The sequence below is a fragment of the Streptomyces sp. NPDC017991 genome (assembly GCF_044328075.1).
GTDB lineage: Bacteria > Actinomycetota > Actinomycetes > Streptomycetales > Streptomycetaceae > Streptomyces.
Genome location: NZ_JBIRGP010000007.1, coordinates 224,548 through 242,046 on the forward strand (window position 1 = coordinate 224,548; position 17,499 = coordinate 242,046).

Consider the following 17,499-nt stretch of genomic DNA (forward strand, 5'->3'; position numbering starts at 1 on the left):
GTGATCACGTCCAGTGGAATCCGACCCTGTGCGCCGACACGGGGGCGGGGGCGGGGAGTTTTCCGAGTGACCATGCAAGTACGAGTGGCACGGGTGTGAGGGGCACGGATATGAGTGGCACGGATGCGGGGGGGCACGGTGCGCAACGGCTCCGATTCGGTCGGGCCCTGCGTTACACCGGCCGCCCTACTCCGGCCGTCCTACCTCAGCGGCCGTACTCCGGGCGCCGTGTGCCGTGCGGTGTCCGTCTTCAGCGGTTGTCGCCCAGTTCCTGGTGCATCTGGGGCTGGTCGTCCTGTCCCTGGGTCACCGCGGCGTGCTCCATCTCCCGGAACGCGCTTGAGGCCACCCCCAGGACCTCCTTGTAGGGATTGACGCCGGTCGTCTTCTCGGCGGCGCCACCCAACAGGCCCCCGCCCGCCTTGCTGACCAGGCCGTGGCCTGCTGCCAGGGGCTTGGCCGCGGCGTCCAGGACCCCCTGCGGCAGGCCGGCCATGTCGGCGTACTTGTCGGTCAGAGCGGTACGGATCATGGCGACGAACGCGTTGTGGAAGGGACCCGGCACGAACTGCTTGTAGTAGTTCAGGGCCTGCTGCGTCATGAAGACACCGTCGTCGGTCTTCTTCCACTCCTTGTCGCGCTCCTGGTTCCACAGTCGCTCGACTTCGTCGGCGTCCTTGGGCAGCAGCCACTTCTCGGGAGTGCCGAGGTAGTGGTTGACGTAGTGCCAGGCGCAGATGAAGCCGTGGGCGTCGTCCCTGGACACGTCGAGGCCGAGGTTGGCCATTGCCTGGAGGATCTGGGTGGAGAACACGCAGGCGGCGCCGGTGGTGTACTTCTGGGAGACGGGCTCGCCCCACTTGGCGTAGTCCCACTCGCCGCTCTTCTTGTGCATCTGGCGTACCGATGCGTGGACGAGACGGACCTTGGTGACGTTCGCAGCCAGCGTCCCGTCCGTCATCGCCCCCTTCTTGTCCATGTCGATGAACAAGCGAGAGGACTGTGAGAGGCGCCGACCCGGGCCCTCGACACCGCCCAGACGGCCCGTGGAGCGCAAAGTGAACGCGCCGGTGGGAGAGAGATACGTGCCGATGAGCCCGACGGTGCCCTGCAGCATGGCCACCTCACCACGGTGGCGGTCGAAGAACTTCTCCGCCGCCTTGACATCCGCGTCGCCCCACCCCGGCGGTTCGGCCTCGGCGCCGGCCAGGAACTCGGCCAGTTCCGGGGGCAGATGAGAGCGGTCCTGCCCGTGCTTGAGAGAGGCGACGGTGCGGAACAGGGCATTGACCCCGTCGACCTTCCGGTTGTCGATCAGGTCGGACACCAGCGCGTCCGCCTCCGGGTCCCCGGCTGTGCTCGCCTTCTCCAGTTCCTGGGCAACGTACTCGGCCTTCAACGGCATGACAGGACTCCGTTCGTCGTCGGACGGGGCGGGGGCGTGTCCGCTCGCGGCGCAGAGTGACGGGCGAGTCTTCCCTCTCGCCCGCGAACACCGCGGCCAGGCGCGCTCAACGCGACTACCTAGCGTGATCATGCCTTCTGTGGGGCGCCGGTGACGATAGACCATTAGAGGTATTCGGGCGCGCGCCCCCCGGCGCGCACACAACACCAACCTGAGCCCCTGACCTAGGAGTTCACGCCTCTGTCACCGCTGTGCGCCCCGGAGTCAAGGCGTGGAGATGCGGAGGCGCGGAGGCGTGCAGGCAGCTTCCCGGTCGCGTAGCCGCACGCCTGCCGAACGGATCGTGTACGCATCGTGATGCCCTCACCCGATGCCGGGGTCGTCCTCACCCGAGGCCGAGACGGTGACTTTCCGTGCCCACAGCCCTCGACCACTCACCGACACGCCGATGGGCCGTCGCCTCCGAAGGCGGGCACCTCACGGCACCGGCCGGTCCACGACGGGAACCACGACAGACATCGGCCGACGCCTCCCACATGGAACGCCGCCTAGGACGCCTAGGACCGCGTCAACGCCAGCAGATCCCGTGCCGGCCCCGCGGGCCGGTGTCCAGCGGGCCAGACCGCCCGCAGGGCCCTGCTCAGCCGCACGCCCTCCACCGGAATCGCCACCAGCCGCCGAGCCGAGAGTTCCTCTCCGAGTGCCAGTTCACTCAGCACCGCCGGCCCCGCCCCGGACGCCGCGGACGCCTTGACCGCGGTCGTGGAGGACAGTTCGATCAGGGGGCGGGCCAGGCCGCCGAGCGCCGCGTCCAGCACCTGCCGCGTCCCCGATCCCTCCTCGCGCAGAATCAGGGGCGTCGCCCCCAACTCCGCGGCTCCGAGAGCCCGTCGACGTCGCGCCCACGCGTGTCCGGGCCCGGTGACCACGATCAACCGGTCGTGTGCGATCACCACCGAGTCGAGGCCGGCCGCCACGGACACCCCCTCCACGAACCCGAGATCCGCCTCACCGGAGAGCACCCTCTCGGCCACCACCGTCGAGTTCCCCGCGAGCAACGACACCGCCGTGTCCGGCCGTTGCCCGCGCAGCGCGATCAGCCAGCCCGGCAGCAGGTACTCGGCGATCGTCATGCTCGCCGCGACCCGCAGCCGTGAGTCGCGCCGGTCCCGCAGCGCCTGCGCCCCCGCGTCGAACGCCTCCGCCGCCTCCACCACCCGCCGGGCCCAGTCCGTGACCAGCGCCCCCGCGTCGGTGAGCCGTGACCCTCTCGGGGACCGCTCCACCAGCGCGACCCCCAACTGCCGTTCCATGGACCGGACGCGGCTGCTGGCGGCGGGCTGGGTGATCCCGAGTTCCCGCGCCGCCCGGCCCAGGCTCCCGAGCCGCGCCACGGCGAGCAGCAGCTCCAGCGCGCCCAGCTCGGGCACCCGGTGCGACAGCCCGCCCGCCGCCCCCGCCGCGCGGACCGGCCGGTCATCCGTTCCGTCATCCCGACTCATAAGCCCACCTTATGCCCCCATAGCCCGGTACTCCCTGGTGACCTCCCCGCCCGGGGAGCACCGTGGACTCATGGTCACCGCCGTCCCCCGCCTTCCCACCTCCAGAAGGCACACCGGTCACACCGGCCCCACTCGCCGGACCGCCCACCCTCGCCGCTCCAGGGCCATCGCCGTCCGCCACCTCGGCCCCAACTGGTACGCCCCCGTCATGGGCACCGCGATCGTGGCCACGGCAGGAGCCGGACTCCCGTTCGGCTCCCCCGGTCCGCGTACCGTCTGCACGGCGTTCTGGGCGCTCTCCCTGGTCCTGCTCGTGGGTCTGCTCGTCGCGCGGGCCACGCACTGGATCCAGCACGGGGACCGGGCGAGGGCCCATCTCATGGACCCGGCAATGGCACCGTTCTACGGGTGCCTCTCGATGGCCCTGCTCGCCGTCGGGGGCGGCGCCCTCGTCGTCGGCCGGGACTGGATCGGCACCCCGGCGGCGGTCGCCCTGGACGCCGTCCTGTACACCGCCGGCACCCTGACCGGCCTGACGGTCGCTGTGGCCGTCCCGTACCTGATGATCACGCGTCACCGGCTGGACGCCTCGCAGGCCGGCCCGGTATGGCTGCTCCCCCTCGTCGCCCCGATGGTGTCCGCGGCCCTCGGCCCGCTGCTCGTACCGCATCTGCCGCCGGGCGCGCCCCGCGCGACCTTGCTGCTCGCCTGCTTCGCGATGTTCGGCCTCAGCCTGCTGGCCACGCTGGTGATGCTGCCGATGATCTTCGCCAGGCTCCTCACGGGCGGCCCGCTGCCGCTCGCCCTCACCCCGGCCCTGTTCCTGGTCCTGGGTCCGCTGGGGCAGTCCACGACGGCCGTGGCCAATTTCGGCGTCGCCGCGCCGGGGGTCGTACCGGCCCCGTACGACCGGGGCTTCGCCGTCCTGGCGGTGTTCTACGGCGTGCCGGTGATGGGTTTCGCGCTGTTCTGGCTCACGCTGGCCGGTGCGATGGTGGTGCGGGCCCACCGCCGGGGCATGCGCTTCACGATGACCTGGTGGGCGTTCACCTTCCCGGTGGGTACGTCTGTGACGGGCGCCGAGGGACTCGCCCGGCACACGGGGCTCCTGGTCTACGACGCACTCACGGTCGCCCTCTACGCCCTGCTGCTAGCCGCCTGGACCGTGGCCGCCGCGCACACTACCCGGGGCCTGCTCAGCGGACGGCTGCTCGCAGCGCCCCGGCCAGTGCCCGTGGGGCCTGTGCCAACGACGGGCCGTACCACGTGAGATGGCGCCCGCCGACGAGCGCGCAGGGCACCCCGGGAAACTCCTCGGGGCCGTCCTCCCTGGTGAAGCGGTACGGCTCGTCGGGCAGCACCACCAGATCGAGGCGGGCGGCGCGCAGTTCGTCGGCGGGGACACGCGGATAGCGCTCGGCGTGGTCCGCGTACGCGTTGTCGACGCCCAGGCGCGCCAGCAGGTCCCCCGCGAAGGTGTCCCGCCCGAGCACCATCCAGGGGCGCCGCCAGATTGGCACGGCCGCGCGCAACCGGACCGACGGGCAGGGTGGGTCGAGCCACACCTCCTCGGCCTCGTCGAGCCAGCGGGGCCGCCCGCGCAGGCCGCACGCCCCGATCACTCGCGCCAGTTCCAGAAAGGCCCCCGGCAGGTCCCGTACCTCGATGACGAGGATTTCGATGCCCGCTTGCCGTAGCGCTGTCAGGTCGGGCTCGCGGTTCTCCTCCTCGTTGGCGATCACGAGGTCCGGGGTGAGCGCGACGATCCGCCGCACGTCCGGGTTCTTGGTGCCGCCGACGCGTACGACGTCGAGTCCTGCGGGGTGGCTGCACCAGTCGGTCGCTCCGACGAGGGCCCCCGGCGCGGACACGGCGACGGCCTCGGTGAGGGAGGGGACCAGCGACACCACTCTCGGCCCCGCTCCGGCGGCCGAGCCGACGCATTGCTCACCGGCTGAGATCGTCGACCGCCTCGATGTGGTCCGCGACCGCGACGACCAGGACGCGGGTGTCCTCATCGGTGGCCCGCCAGCGGTGGCGCACCCCGCCGGTGAGGTACAGGGTGTCGCCCTTGCCCAGGCGGTACACGCGGCCCTCCGCCTCGACCTCGACGACGCCTTCGGCCACGTACATCAACTCGTCGTTGCGGTGCTGGAACTCACGGCCGGCGTCCTGGTCGCCGGAGAACTCCATGGCGTGCAACTGGTGGTGACCGCGCACCAGGGGGCGCACGCGGGGCTCATGGGTGAACTCGGAGTCGTCGGCGCGCACCACATCGACACTGCGCGCCGGGTCGGCGGCCGCCAGCAGCTCCACGCGGGTCGTGCCGAGGGCGTCTGCGACGCGTTCCAGGGAGCGCGTACTGGGCCGGGCCCGTTCGTTCTCGACCTGGCTGAGGAACGGCACCGACAGACCGCTGCGCTCGGCGACGACGGCGAGGGTGAGCTCCAGCGCCCGGCGCCGCCGCCTGACGGCCGCGCCCACGCGAAGGGATTCCTTGTTCTCGTCCATCGCTTCGGCTCCCCCCTGTGCGTCGTCGGTGCGCGGGTTCCTGATGTGTTGTCTGCACCCTACGGGTGTTCGCCAAACCGTTTCATGCGGCCGTCACATCCCCGTGAACATTGCCGCGTCCGTCGTGTATATGCCGCGAGGGGCGGACGGTGCCGTACGGCACCGTCCGCCCCTCCTGGTCGTGCTTGTCCGCTACTGCGGAGTCATGCGTTCCACCATGCCCGGGTGCTCCTTGAGCCACGCGGCGACGGCGTCCTCCTCGTGTCCCTGGCCGCGGTCCTTGATCTCGGCCTCCAGGCTGCCGAGTTCGTCCTCGCTCATCTTGAAGTTCTTGATCCACTTGGTGAGCTGGGGATACTGACCGGGGAACTTCTTGTTGGAGATGGTCCGGATCGTGTTTCCCTCACCGAACAGCTTCTTCTCGTCCGAGAGCTTGGTCAGCTCGTACTCGCTGTAGGCCCAGTGCGGGGACCACAGGACGACGGCGACGGGCTCCTTCTTGGCGTACGCGCGCTTCAGCTCGGCGAGCATCGCGGGCGTGGAACCGTCGACGACCTTGTACTCCTTGTCCAGGCCGTAGCCCGGAAGTACGTCCTTCTTGAGGAGGTTCATCTCGCCGGTGCCCGGCTCGATCCCGATGATCCTGCCGTCGAAGGTGTCGGCCTTGCCCTTGAGGTCCGCCAGGGACTTGACGCCCTTGACGTAGGAGGGCACCGCGACCTCCAGGGACGTCGGCTCGTACCAGGTGCCGAGGTCCTTCAGGTTGTCCTTGTGCTTGTTCCAGTAGTTCGACTGCGCGTACGGCAGCCACGCGTCGAAGTTGAGGTCGATGTCACCGGAGGCGAGGCCGGTGTAGACCGGGCCGACGTCCATCTGCTTCAGGTTCAGCGTGTAGCCGCGGCGGGCCAGGACGTTCTTCCACAGGTACGTGACGGCGACGTCCTCGTCCCACGGGAACCAGGCGACGTCGATGGCGTTCTTCGCCTCGGCGGGGGTGCTCGACGAGGAGCTCGCGACCGGGGCCAGCTTGTCCACGACCTTGGAGTTGCTCTTCAGCCAGGTGCGCACGGCGTCCTGCTGCGCGCCCTTGCCGGCCTTGTTGATCTCCGCCTCAAGGCTGGTGAGCTGCGTCTCGGTCATCTTGAAGTTCTTGAGCCACTTGCCGACGACCGGGTTCTCCTCGGCGAACCCCTTGCGGGAGAGCGTGTGCACACCGTCGCCCTTGCCCCAGGCACCCTTGGTGTCCTTGAGCTTTGTCAGCTTGTACTCGCTGTACGCCCAGTGCGGCGACCAGAGCGTGCCGACGAACGGCTCCTTCTTGGCGTACGCGCGCTTCAGCTCGGCCAGCATCGCCGGCGTGGAGCTGTCGACGACCTTGTACTCCTTGTCGAGCCCGTACTCCTTGAGGACCTTCGTCTTGAGGAGGCCCATCATTCCGGCGCTGGACTCGATGCCGGTGATCTTGCCGCCGAACTCGCCGGACTTGCCCTTGAGGTCCTCCAGGGAGTCGATGCCCTTCATGTAGGCGGGCACGCTCAGTTCCAGGGACGTCGGGCCGAACCAGGAGCCCAGGTCGTCGAGCTGCTTGCCGTACTTCTTCCAGTACTCCGCGTGGGTGGTGGGCAGCCACGAGTCGGTCTGGAAGTCGATGTCGCCCTGCGCGAGGGAGGTGTAGAGCGGGCCGGCGTCGAACTGCTTGACCTCGACGTCGTAGCCGCGCTGCTCCAGGATCTCCTTCCAGAGGAAGGTGGAAGCGACGCCCTCGTCCCAGGGGATGTAGCCGATGGTGATCTTCTTGCCCTGGCCGACGTTCTTGGAGTCGGACGCGGTGGTCTCGCTGTCACCGGAGCCGAACATGCCCATGCCGCCCGCGACGAGCGCCAGCACGACGACACCGATCACGGCCACGGTGGGCTGCGGACGGTAGGTCCAGATCTTCAGGCCCTGCGTGGCGCGCAGCTTGGCGGCGGCGCGGCGGCCGAGCGGGGAGACCTGGGTGCCCAGCGCGCTGGTCATCCGGTCCAGGTAGATGGCGAGGATGACGATGGCGACGCCCGCCTCGGAGCCGAGGCCGACGTTCAGCTGGCCGATGGCCTCGTTGACGTCACCGCCGAGGCCGCCGGTGCCGACCATGCCCGCGATGGCGGCCATGGACAGGCCCAGCATGATGACCTGGTTGACGCCCGCCATGACGGTGGGCAGGGCCAGCGGCAGCTGGACGCGCAGCAGGATGTTGCCGGGGGTGGTGCCGAACGCGTCGGCGGCCTCGACCAGTTCCTTGTCGACCTGCCGGATGCCCAGCTCGGTCATCCGGACGCCGGGTGCCAGCGCGAAGATCAGGGTGGCCACGATGCCCGCGGGGGCGCCGGTGCCGAAGAACAGGATCGCCGGGATCAGGTAGATCATCGCCGGCAGTGTCTGCATGAAGTCGAGCACCGGCCGCACGACGCTGCTGACCCGGTCCGAGCGGGCCGCCCAGATGCCGACGGGCACGGATATGACGAGCGCGATGATCGTCGCCACCAGGACGAGCGACAGGGTCACCATCGCGTTCTCCCACAGTTCGAGGGAGTCGATGAACGCGAATCCCACGAAGGTGAGGACACCTGCCGAGGTGCCGCGCAGCCAGAACGCGATGACCGCGAAGATGCCCGCGAGCAGGAGCGGTTCGGGGGCCTGGAGGACGGCGTTGATGCCGTCGTAGGCGCCGAGGAAGACGGTCTTGAAGAAGTCGAAGAGCCACGCCATGTGGTTCAGCAGCCAGTCGACCGCGTCGTTGACCCAGTCGCCGAAGGGGATTCTAGGCATCGGTCTTCACCGCTCCGAGGTTCTTGTCGCGCGGGGTGTCGCACGGTGCCGGTTCGCCCTGTTCGTCGCCGAGGAAGCCGACGAGCCGTCGCCGTGGCACGACTCCGACCAGCTTGCCCTTCTTGTCGACGACGGCGACGGGATGCGTCAGCCGCGCGCTGATCGCGCACAGGTCACCGAACGAGGAGTCGGGCCGGGCGGTCTCGCAGCCGCAGTCGGCCTCGTCGCCGACCAGTTCGGTGTCCATGACGGAGGCCGCGGTGAGGACCCGGGAGCGGTCGACGTCCTGGGTGAAGGAGGCGACGTAGTCGTTCGCGGGGCGGACGAGGATGTCCTCGGCGGTGCCGATCTGGACGATCCGGCCGTCCCGCATCATGGCGATGCGGTCGCCCAGCCGCATGGCCTCGTTGAGGTCGTGGGTGATGAAGACGATGGTCTTCTTGAGCTTCTTCTGGAGTTCGATCAGCTGGTCCTGCATGTCGCGGCGGATCAGCGGGTCGAGCGCGCTGAAGGACTCGTCCATCAGCAGCAGATCGGCGTCGGTGGCGAGCGCCCGGGCGAGGCCCACGCGCTGCTGCATACCGCCGGACAGTTCGTCGGGCCAGGACTTCTCCCAGCCGGCCAGGCCGGCCAGGATCAGGGCCTTGTTGGCGCGCTCGTGGCGTTCGGCGCGCGGCACCCCCTGCACCTCAAGGCCGTACGCGGCGTTCTCCAGGACGCTGCGGTGCGGGAAGAGCGCGAAGTGCTGGAAGACCATGCTCACCTTGCGGGAGCGGACCTCGCGCATCTCACGGTCGTTGAGCGCGGTCAGGTCCTGCCCGTCGAAGACCACGCGGCCCCCGGTCGGCTCCAGAAGCCCGTTGAGCATACGCAGCAGCGTGGACTTGCCGGATCCGGACAGTCCCATCACGACGAAGATCTCGCCCGGTTCCACCGTGAAGGAGGCGTCGATCACCGCGGCGGTGATGCCGTCGGCGCGCAGTTCCTCGCGGTCGGCTCCCCCTCGCAGTCGCTCGACGGCCTCGCCGGGTCGTCTGCCGAACACTTTGTAGAGCTGTTCCGCCTGCAGCCTGGATGACACAAGTACCTCTCCGGTCGAACGAAGACGGCCCGCCTCCCCCGCCGGCGGGCCGTGGAGCGATGCGGGTTCCGCCCGCTCATCCGGTCCGCGCATGTTCAGGTGTGGTTGAAAATGCGACCGGGTTCGCTCCGGGTGCGCCCCTGCCCCCACTGCCGTGGCGCAAACCCGACCGTGTCCCAGTTCACACTTTGTTTACTTCCGGACGGTTGCGGAACTCGTTCCCGCCCGCCTGTCCGCACCGGCCCCTTCGCGCACTGTCCGCGTCACCCGGTGACTGTCAGTGGCGTACGGCATGATGCGAGACGTGACCCAGCAGACTCAGCAGCCCCGGCGCACCATGCTCCTCGACACCGCCTCCCTGTACTTCCGGGCCTACTTCGGGGTGCCGGAATCCGTGAAGGCCCCGGACGGCACTCCTGTGAACGCCGTGCGGGGACTTCTTGAGTTCATCGACCGGCTGGTGAAGGACCACCGGCCGGACGACCTGGTGGCCTGCATGGACGCGGACTGGCGCCCGCAGTGGCGGGTCGACCTGATCCCCTCCTACAAGGCGCACCGCGTGGCCCAGGAGACCGGGACGGGACCGGACGAGGAAGAGGTGCCCGACACCCTCTCGCCGCAGGTGCCGGTCATCGAGGAGATCCTGGACGCGCTGGGCATCGCGCGCGTGGGCGTCGAGGGGTACGAGGCGGACGATGTGATCGGCACGTTCGCCGGCCGCGCCACGGGCCCCGTCGACATCGTCACCGGCGACCGCGACCTGTACCAACTGGTGGACGACGGGCGGGGCGTCCGCGTGCTGTACCCGCTCAAGGGCGTCGGCTCCCTGCAGCTCACGGACGAGGCCTGGCTGCGCGAGAGGTACGGCGTGGACGGGCCGGGGTACGCGGATCTCGCGCTGCTGCGCGGCGACCCCAGCGACGGACTGCCGGGCGTACCGGGCATCGGCGAGAAGACGGCCGCCAAACTGCTAACCGAGTTCGGGGACCTGGCCGGGATCATGGCCGCGGTGGACGACCCGAAGGCCAGGCTCACTCCCTCGCAGCGCAAGCGCCTGGACGAGTCCCGGCCGTACGTGTCGGTCGCGCCGAAGGTCGTCAAGGTGGCCGGTGACGTGCCCCTGCCGGAGGTGGACACCGCGGTGCCGCGCGCGCCGCGCGATCCGGCGGCCCTCGACGCGCTGGCGGCGCGCTGGGGTCTCGGCGGCTCGTTGACGCGCCTGTTGTCGACTCTGGGGTCCTGAGAGGGACACTGGACTTGTGGGGCCGCACCACTGCCCCCTGTTCGACTGAGGCGTGTCACAAGGGTGCGGCACAGGGAGAGGTGCTAACTTAGGTAAGCCTTAGCGAACTTATCCAGGAGGCCGTTATGGCAGAGCGTCCGGCACGCAAGACTCCCAAGCCGCACTCCGCGCGAGTCGTCCGTACGGAGCGGCTGACTCCGCATATGCAGCGCGTGGTCCTCGGGGGCGAGGGGCTCGCCGACTTCACGGCGGGCACCAGCACCGACCACTACGTGAAGCTGCTGTTCGGCGCCGAGGGCGTGACGTATCCGGAGCCCTTCGACATGGCGCGGATCCGCGAGGAGTTCCCCCGTGAGCAGTGGCCCGTCACGCGTACGTACACCGTGCGTGCCTGGGACCCCGAGCAGCGTGAACTGACCCTCGACTTCGTGATCCACGGCGACGAGGGGCTTGCCGGGCCCTGGGCGGCCCACGTACAGGCGGGTGAGCTCGTGCGGTTCCTCGGACCGGGTGGGGCGTACGCGCCCGACACCGGGGCCGACTGGCATCTGCTGGCCGGTGACGAGAGCGCGCTGCCCGCCATCGGTGCCTCGCTGGAGGGGATGCCCCACGGAGCGCAGGTGCGTGCCTTCGTGGAGGTCTCGGGGCCGGAGGAGGAGCAGAAGTTCGACTCCGCCGTGGAGGTCGTCTGGCTGCACCGCGGCGACCGGCCGGTCGGCGAGGCCCTGGTGGCGGCCGTCCGGGCGCTGGAGTTCCCGGCGGGCCGGATGCACGCGTTCGTGCACGGCGAGGCGGGCTTCGTGAAGGAGCTGCGGCGGCTGCTGCGGGTCGAGCGGGGGATTCCGCGTGAGGACATCTCCATCTCCGGGTACTGGCGGCTGGGGCACAACGAGGACGGGTGGCAGGCCGCGAAGCGGGACTGGAACGCGCAGGTCGAGGCCGAGCAGGAGAGTGCGCCGCCTGCCGCCTCTGCCTGAGGGAGTCCCCTCCGGGGCGGGGTACGGTTTTTTTCTGCGGGTCGGTGGGGGCTGGTCGCGCAGTTCCCCGCGCCCCTCGAAGAAAGCGGGGCTTCGCCCCGGCTTTTGCCCCCGCACTCGACAGAGTGCGTTCGAGGCAGCGCCCCTGCGTACGCTGACCAGGTGAGACGCAGAAGCAGGATTCCGCCCTCTCCCCTGCCCCAGCGCGAAGGGGTGGATCCGGTGCGGGTGCGGCTGCCGGCCGACGGGGCCTGGCGCACCGTACGGGAGTATCTGGCGGAGCGGCTCGCACCGCGGGCCGCGGTGATCGACGGACTGCTCGCCGCCGGAGAGATCGTGGACGCGGACGGGCGGCCCGTGACGGCGGACACGGCGTACGTGCCGGGGATGTTCGTGTGGTTCCACCGGGAGCTGCCGAACGAGGAGCGGGTGCCGTTCCCCGTCGAGGTCGTCTTCCGCGACGAGCACATCGTGGTCGCCGACAAACCGCACTTCATCGCCACGACACCCCGGGGCAGTCACGTCACCGAGACGGTTCTCGCACGGTTGCGGCGGGAACTGGGGGTGCCGGCCCTGGGCGCCGCGCACCGGCTCGACCGGCTCACCGCCGGGCTCGTGCTGTTCACGGTGCGGCCCGAGGAACGGGGCGCCTACCAGTCACTGTTCCGCGACCGGCTCGTACGCAAGGAGTACGAGGCGGTGGCGGCGTACGCACCGGCGCTGGACCTGCCCGTCACGGTCCGCAGCCGGATCCACAAGGAGCGGGGGGTGCTCGCCGCCCAGGAGGTGCCGGGCGAGCCGAACGCCGTGACCCGGGTCGAGCTGATGGAGCACCGGGCGGGCCGGGCCCGCTACCGGCTGCTGCCGCACACCGGGCAGACCCATCAACTGCGGGTGCACATGAGCGCGTTGGGTGTGCCGATCCTCGGCGACCCGCTGTATCCGGTGGTCACCGGCCCCGTGCCGGCCGGTGACTTCCGGCGCCCGCTCCAACTGCTGGCACGGGTCCTGGAGTTCACCGACCCGGTCACGGGGCACAGCCATTCGTTCCGCAGCGGACGGACACTCCTGGCGTGGTCCGCGCACGACGACTGGGCCGGAGAGGGACAGACCCGCTGACGTCGGTGGCAGTCGGGCTCAGTAGCCGCGCCACCAGCGCACGAAGCGCTGCCAGGCGCCGAGCGGGTGTCCCGACCCGGTGGCCGGCTCGGCGGCCGGGGGCTCCGGCAGGTCGATCGTGGGACGCGGCACCGGGGCGGCGTCCAGGGACGGGTCGGAGAGGTCCCAGTCCGGACGCGGGCGGGGCACCTCACTGACGCCGGGCCGCTCCATGACGTCCTGCGGCGAAGCCGGGGCGAAGACGACCGGCAGTTCCGCCAGGTGCCGCGAGGAGATCGACGCGGTCCACGTCAGGTCGTCCTCGTCCACGGCGAGCTGGACGTCCGGAAGCCGCTTGAGGAGCGCGTCGACGCCGACATCCGCGATGGCACGGCCGATGTCCTGCCCGGGGCACTCGTGCGGGCCGCCCCCGAAGGCGAGGTGCGAGCGGTTGCCCATCATGTTCGCCTTGAGGTCCGGGCGGACGTGCGGGTCGACGTTGCCCGCCGCCATCCCGAAGAGCAGCCCGTCGCCCTTGCGGATGCGCTGCCCGCCCAGCTCCGTGTCCTGTTTGGCGAAGTATCCGAGGACGTTGCTGAACGGCGGCTCGTTCCACAGGGACTGCTCCACCGCCTGGGGCACCGTCATCTGGCCGCCGTTGAGCTGGGCGCGGAAGCCCGGGTCGGTGAGAACCACACGCAGCACGTTGGCCAGGAGGTTCGCCGTGGCCTCGTAGGCGGCTAGGAGAACGACCCGCAGGTGCTGGCCCACCTCCTCGTCCGTGAGTCCGGCCGGGTGGTTGATGAGGTGGCTGGTGAAGTCCTCGGCGGGCTCGGCCCGGCGACGGACCGTGAGCCGCATCAGCACGCTCATGACGTACTCGTTGCTGGCGATCGCGGTCTCGGTGCCCTTGAGGAGGTCACGGGTGGCCTGCACCATCCGGTCGTCGTACTCCTCGGGCATGCCGAGGATCTCGCACAACACGGCCATCGGCAGATGTTCGGCGAACTGGGAGACCAGGTCGGCGGTGCCGCGGTGGCAGAAGTGGTTGACCAGCTCCTGGGTCCAGTGGCTGATGTGGCGGCGCAGGTCGCGGGAGTTGATGGTCGACATGGCGCCCATCACCGAGCCGCGCAGCCGCTGGTGTTCGTCACCCTCGGCGTGGGAGCAGATGGGCTGCCAGGTGATGAGCGGCATCAGCGGGTGGTCGGCGCCCGCCGTACCGTCCAGGAGGGGGGTCCAGATACGGCTGTCACGGGTGTAGACCGAGGGGTTGCTGATCATGTGGAGGTTCTCGCCGTGGCCGAGCACCATCCAGATGGGCACGTCGTTGTGGAGCAGCACAGGCGCGACGGCGCCGTGCTCGGCGCGCAGCTTCTCGTACAGACCCGCCAGATCCTGCGCGTCGGGTCCGTACAGCCGGCGCAGCCCGCCGGGACCCGTGCCGTGGGCCGGACAGCCCGGCGGCGGCACGGACATGGGGTCGTCCGTATCGGTCAGGGAAGGGGATTCAGACGTCACGGTGATCGCTTTCGGGAATGGGTTGTTCCGGGGTCAGGGAAGTCGGGCGGATGGAGCGGAAAGACCGGGGCGCAGCCCCGTCGTTCAGGGGCGCGGGGCTGTGTCGATCTGCGGCTCCGCCGCGCGGGCGCGGCCAGCCCCCACGGACCCGCAGATGTCAGCGCACCCAGAGCGGAGCGCCGACGCGGAGCACCTACGCCGAGGCCATCGCGATGGAGTGCAGGAAGCGCATCAGCGTCATCAGGACATCCCGGCTGGAAGCCCGCCGCCGCGCGTCGCACGTCATCATGGGGATCTCCTCGGACAGGTCGAGCGCCGCCCGCAGGTCCTCCATGGGGTAACGGGGACCGTCCGGGAAGTCGTTGACGGCGACGACGAACGGCACGCCGCGCTCCTCCAGGCGCCCGATGACGTCGAAGCTGACTTCCAGGCGCCGGGTGTCGACCAGGACGACCGCGCCCAGAGCGCCCTCGAACAGTCCGTTCCACAGGAACCAGAAGCGCTCTTGTCCGGGGGTGCCGAACAGGTACAGCACCAGTTGTTCGGTGATGCTGATGCGGCCGAAGTCCATCGCGACGGTGGTGGCCGTCTTCGTGTCGGAGCCGTAGTTGTCGTCGACCCCGATGCCGGCCTGCGTCATGGTCTCTTCGGTGGTCAGCGGTCTGATCTCGCTGACGGAACCCACCATCGTCGTCTTGCCGACCCCGAATCCGCCCACGATCACGATCTTCACCGCGGCGGTCGCCGTGTGCGGGAGATGGTCCTCGGCGCGGGGCCCCGGGACGGTGTCAGAGCTTTTGAAGTCCATGCATCACCGCTTCGAGAAGGGAACGGTCGGGCAGCTCCGCGCGGACTATGGGAGCGCGCGCCTGTACCAGTTCAGCCGTCAGCAGCTCGGTCAGCAGTACGGTCACCACGCTGAACGGCAGATGGAGATAGGCCGAGACCTCGGCCACGGACATGGGGGCCTGGCAGAGCCGGAGCAGCGCCGACTGTTCCGGCTGGGCTGTGGGCGGGGCGTCGGCGCACGCCACGATCAAGGTCACCAGGTCGAGTTCGGCGCGGTCGCCGCCCTCGACCTGACCGGTGACGACATACAGCCGTTCCGGCTCGCGGGGCCGGCCCGGCCCGCCCGGCCCGGCTTGTCCGCCGGGCCCTTCCGGCGGGGGCGCGGGTTTCGGTTTGGGCGCCGCCTTGGGCAGGCGGCGGCGTCGTTGGGGAGGACTCATACGGTCTGCCCGTTCCGCCGGGGCGGACTCGTGAGGTGCGCGCCGATCCGGACGACGAGGTCGCGCATCCGGGCGCTCATGAGTCCGGCGTCGACGTGGGCCTCCGCCAGCACGGCCAGATAGGCGTTGGGGCCCGCTGCCATCATGTAGAAGTAGCCGCCCTCCATCTCGATGATGACCATGCGCATCTTGCCGTCGGTGTCGGGGATCTCGGTGGCGACGGCCCCGGCGAGGCTCTGGAGTCCGGCACAGGCCGCGGCGATGCGGTCGGCGGCGTCGGGGTCGCCGCCGTACCGGGCGATGCGCAGACCGTCGGCGGAGAGGACGACCACCTGCCGGGTGCCGTAGACCCCGTCGGACAGCTCCTTGAGCATCCAGTCGAAATTGGCGCGCTGCTGGATCACTTGAGGTCCCCCTCGTCGTCGGCCTCGGTGCGGGCCGGACTGTTCGTCGCTCCGGGCGTCTGCTGCTGGTCGGCGTCGCCTTTGAGGCCGGCCATGAACGCCTCGACCCACAGCCCGGGTTCCTTCTCTTCCTTCTTCTTCTTGGGCACCTGGGTGGACGACCGGGTCCAGTCGATGACGGGTCGGCCCTCCTTGCGCGCGGCCTCCGCCTCCGCCGCGGCGGCCCTGGCCTCCTTCACCCGCTGGCTGTAGGGGACCGTGACCCGGCTGCGGCGCTGCGGCAGCCCGTTGGCCGTCCACTCGGTGACCTCGGGGACGTCGTCCTCCATCTCGTCCGGCCTGGAGGTACGGGGCCCGGTGGTGGGGCGGCGCTTCTTCTCGACGCGCTTGGGGCCCTCGACGCCGTCGAAGTCGACCTTGGGCACGGCCGCCGCGCCGATGCCGTGGGCGAGACCGGGGGCGTTGTCCTCGGTGAGCAGCTTGCGCGGTACGACGAGGACCGCGCGTACGCCGCCGTACGCGGACTGGCGCAGGGAGACCTGCATGTCGTACATGTCCATGAGGCGGCCGACGACGGCGAGGCCGAGCCGGGGGTCCTCACCGAGCTGGTTGAGGTCGGGGCCCTCCGCCGCCTGCGCGAGCATCCGCTCGGCCCGGGTGCGGGCCTCCTCGCTGAGGCTGACTCCGGCGTCCTCGATCTCGATGGCCACGCCGGTCTGCACCTCGACGGCGGTGACGTGGACCTTGGTGTGCGGCGGCGAGTAACGCGTGGCGTTGTCGAGGAGTTCGGCGGCGGCGTGGATGACCGGCTCGACGTGGATGCCGTCGACGCTCACCTTGGCGATGGAGTGCAGCTCGATGCGCCGGTACTCCAGGATGCGGGACATGGCACCGCGCAGCACGCTGTACAGCGGGACCGGCGCGGGCCACTGGCGGCCGGGGCGTCCGCCGCCGAGCACGGCGATGGAGTCGGCGAGGCGGCCGATCAGCGCCGTGCCGTGGTCGATGCGCAGCAGGTCGTCGAAGACCTCGGGGTTGCGCCCGTGGTCCTCCTCCATCTCGCGGAGTTCCACGTTCTGCTGGTGGACGATCGCCTGCACGCGGCGGGCGATGTTGACGAAGGAGCGCTGCGCGGCCTCGCGCTGCAGTTCCTCGTTGTCGATGATCCGCAGCAGTTCGATCAGCAGCGCGCGCTGGGAGCGGGGGATGTTCCGCTGGGCGGGGTCGTTGTCGATGAGCCGCCGGACCGTCTCCTGGGGCGACCGGCCGCCGCGCATCGCCTTGAGCACGGTGGGCAGCAGGTGCTCGCGAAGGTGGTCGATCTCGGCGTCGTGCAGGGAGACGCGCCGTTCCATGGATTCTGTGCGGCGGGCGAGTTCGGCCCGTGCCGCGCGGATGACCCGGCCGCGCCGGACCGCTTCCGCCGTTGTGGCGATCACGAGCAGGGTCGCGACGGCTCCGCACCAGCCGACGGCCGCGCGAGCCGGCTGCGTCACCAGGGCGACGGCGGTGCCGGTCGCTGCGGCCATCACTATGGCCGGCAGCAACAGCACGCGCGCGTAGGGAACTTCGCGGCCACCGGGAGGCAATTGAACACTCACCATGTATGCCCTCTGAGACAAGTCGACTAAAGGTCTGGGGGGAGGTATCTGGATCTTCAGAACTTGGGGGAACAAGCGCACGAATTCATCTCAACTCGGTGCGCTGCGGGCGAGCTTAG

Annotated in this window: 15 protein-coding genes; 4 read left to right on the forward strand and 11 right to left on the reverse strand. The window is 70.1% G+C overall.

Translation table 11 applies throughout. The annotated features are described in order from the left end of the window. Window positions 1-250 precede the first annotated feature (250 nt). Complete coding sequence (locus ACH4DZ_RS22125; protein WP_398288969.1) at window positions 251-1,405, reverse strand: oxygenase MpaB family protein; 1,155 nt, start codon at window positions 1,403-1,405, stop codon at window positions 251-253. 557 nt (window positions 1,406-1,962) lie between these two features. Then, the gene (locus tag ACH4DZ_RS22130; RefSeq protein ID WP_398288970.1) at window positions 1,963-2,907 is read right to left on the reverse strand and encodes a LysR family transcriptional regulator; all 945 of its coding nucleotides are present in this window, start codon (window positions 2,905-2,907) and stop codon (window positions 1,963-1,965) included. 70 nt (window positions 2,908-2,977) lie between these two features. On the opposite strand from ACH4DZ_RS22130, the gene ACH4DZ_RS22135 reads away from it, so the two are divergent. Next, window positions 2,978-4,177 carry a TDT family transporter gene (locus ACH4DZ_RS22135; protein ID WP_398288971.1) on the forward strand — a complete coding sequence of 400 codons (1,200 nt, stop codon included), beginning with the start codon at window positions 2,978-2,980 and terminating at the stop codon, window positions 4,175-4,177. On the opposite strand, the gene ACH4DZ_RS22140 is transcribed toward ACH4DZ_RS22135, so the two are convergent. The 4 genes from ACH4DZ_RS22140 to ACH4DZ_RS22155 form a co-directional block, all read right to left on the reverse strand. Then, window positions 4,104-4,817, reverse strand: a complete 714-nt coding sequence (locus tag ACH4DZ_RS22140; protein WP_398288972.1) for a helical backbone metal receptor — start codon at window positions 4,815-4,817, stop codon at window positions 4,104-4,106. The genes ACH4DZ_RS22135 and ACH4DZ_RS22140 overlap by 74 nt on opposite strands. Before the next feature lie 37 nt (window positions 4,818-4,854). Continuing rightward, window positions 4,855-5,418 carry a helix-turn-helix domain-containing protein gene (locus ACH4DZ_RS22145; RefSeq protein WP_398288973.1) on the reverse strand — a complete coding sequence of 188 codons (564 nt, stop codon included), beginning with the start codon at window positions 5,416-5,418 and terminating at the stop codon, window positions 4,855-4,857. A gap of 192 nt (window positions 5,419-5,610) precedes the next feature. Beyond that, window positions 5,611-8,226, reverse strand: a complete 2,616-nt coding sequence (locus ACH4DZ_RS22150; protein WP_398288974.1) for an ABC transporter permease/substrate binding protein — start codon at window positions 8,224-8,226, stop codon at window positions 5,611-5,613. Further along, a complete protein-coding gene (locus tag ACH4DZ_RS22155) occupies window positions 8,219-9,307 on the reverse strand; it encodes a glycine betaine/L-proline ABC transporter ATP-binding protein (protein WP_398288975.1) in 1,089 nt (362 codons plus the stop codon). The genes ACH4DZ_RS22150 and ACH4DZ_RS22155 overlap by 8 nt, the downstream gene beginning before the upstream one ends. A gap of 295 nt (window positions 9,308-9,602) precedes the next feature. On the opposite strand from ACH4DZ_RS22155, the gene ACH4DZ_RS22160 reads away from it, so the two are divergent. The 3 genes from ACH4DZ_RS22160 to ACH4DZ_RS22170 all read left to right on the forward strand — a co-directional run bounded on the left by ACH4DZ_RS22160 (window position 9,603) and on the right by ACH4DZ_RS22170 (window position 12,646). Further along, window positions 9,603-10,550, forward strand: a complete 948-nt coding sequence (locus tag ACH4DZ_RS22160; RefSeq protein WP_398289223.1) for a 5'-3' exonuclease H3TH domain-containing protein — start codon at window positions 9,603-9,605, stop codon at window positions 10,548-10,550. Between the two features lie 125 nt (window positions 10,551-10,675). Beyond that, on the forward strand, window positions 10,676-11,527 hold the full coding sequence (locus ACH4DZ_RS22165) for a siderophore-interacting protein (RefSeq protein ID WP_398288976.1): 852 nt from the start codon (window positions 10,676-10,678) through the stop codon (window positions 11,525-11,527). 162 nt (window positions 11,528-11,689) lie between these two features. After that, entirely contained in the window at window positions 11,690-12,646 is a 957-nt protein-coding gene (locus ACH4DZ_RS22170; RefSeq protein ID WP_398288977.1) for an RluA family pseudouridine synthase, read from the forward strand. Window positions 12,647-12,664: 18 nt separating this feature from the next. On the opposite strand, the gene ACH4DZ_RS22175 is transcribed toward ACH4DZ_RS22170, so the two are convergent. The 5 genes from ACH4DZ_RS22175 to ACH4DZ_RS22195 form a co-directional block, all read right to left on the reverse strand. Beyond that, a complete protein-coding gene (locus ACH4DZ_RS22175; protein WP_398288978.1) occupies window positions 12,665-14,104 on the reverse strand; it encodes a cytochrome P450 in 1,440 nt (479 codons plus the stop codon). A 235-nt stretch (window positions 14,105-14,339) separates the two neighbouring features. After that, a complete protein-coding gene (locus ACH4DZ_RS22180; RefSeq protein ID WP_248780033.1) occupies window positions 14,340-14,954 on the reverse strand; it encodes an ATP/GTP-binding protein in 615 nt (204 codons plus the stop codon). Continuing rightward, entirely contained in the window at window positions 14,935-15,375 is a 441-nt protein-coding gene (locus ACH4DZ_RS22185; RefSeq protein WP_398288979.1) for a DUF742 domain-containing protein, read from the reverse strand. Before ACH4DZ_RS22185 ends, ACH4DZ_RS22180 begins: the two co-directional genes overlap by 20 nt. Further along, window positions 15,372-15,779 carry a roadblock/LC7 domain-containing protein gene (locus ACH4DZ_RS22190; RefSeq protein ID WP_107019841.1) on the reverse strand — a complete coding sequence of 136 codons (408 nt, stop codon included), beginning with the start codon at window positions 15,777-15,779 and terminating at the stop codon, window positions 15,372-15,374. The genes ACH4DZ_RS22185 and ACH4DZ_RS22190 overlap by 4 nt, the downstream gene beginning before the upstream one ends. Continuing rightward, window positions 15,776-17,383: a sensor histidine kinase gene (locus tag ACH4DZ_RS22195; RefSeq protein ID WP_398288980.1), complete on the reverse strand. Its 1,608-nt coding sequence runs from the start codon at window positions 17,381-17,383 to the stop codon at window positions 15,776-15,778. The genes ACH4DZ_RS22190 and ACH4DZ_RS22195 overlap by 4 nt, the downstream gene beginning before the upstream one ends. Window positions 17,384-17,499: the final 116 nt, after the last annotated feature.

Bases quoted from the DNA above. Each gene is read 5' to 3' on its own strand.
- ACH4DZ_RS22130 (WP_398288970.1), bottom strand. From the start codon at position 2,907: ATGAGTCGGGATGACGGAACGGATGACCGGCCGGTCCGCGCGGCGGGG.
- ACH4DZ_RS22180 (WP_248780033.1), bottom strand. From the start codon at position 14,954: ATGGACTTCAAAAGCTCTGACACCGTCCCGGGGCCCCGCGCCGAGGAC.
- ACH4DZ_RS22195 (WP_398288980.1), bottom strand. From the start codon at position 17,383: ATGGTGAGTGTTCAATTGCCTCCCGGTGGCCGCGAAGTTCCCTACGCG.
- ACH4DZ_RS22175 (WP_398288978.1), bottom strand. From the start codon at position 14,104: ATGTCCGTGCCGCCGCCGGGCTGTCCGGCCCACGGCACGGGTCCCGGC.
- ACH4DZ_RS22165 (WP_398288976.1), top strand. From the start codon at position 10,676: ATGGCAGAGCGTCCGGCACGCAAGACTCCCAAGCCGCACTCCGCGCGA.
- ACH4DZ_RS22150 (WP_398288974.1), bottom strand. From the start codon at position 8,226: ATGCCTAGAATCCCCTTCGGCGACTGGGTCAACGACGCGGTCGACTGG.
- ACH4DZ_RS22125 (WP_398288969.1), bottom strand. From the start codon at position 1,405: ATGCCGTTGAAGGCCGAGTACGTTGCCCAGGAACTGGAGAAGGCGAGC.
- ACH4DZ_RS22135 (WP_398288971.1), top strand. From the start codon at position 2,978: ATGGTCACCGCCGTCCCCCGCCTTCCCACCTCCAGAAGGCACACCGGT.
- ACH4DZ_RS22185 (WP_398288979.1), bottom strand. From the start codon at position 15,375: ATGAGTCCTCCCCAACGACGCCGCCGCCTGCCCAAGGCGGCGCCCAAA.
- ACH4DZ_RS22145 (WP_398288973.1), bottom strand. From the start codon at position 5,418: ATGGACGAGAACAAGGAATCCCTTCGCGTGGGCGCGGCCGTCAGGCGG.
- ACH4DZ_RS22160 (WP_398289223.1), top strand. From the start codon at position 9,603: ATGCGAGACGTGACCCAGCAGACTCAGCAGCCCCGGCGCACCATGCTC.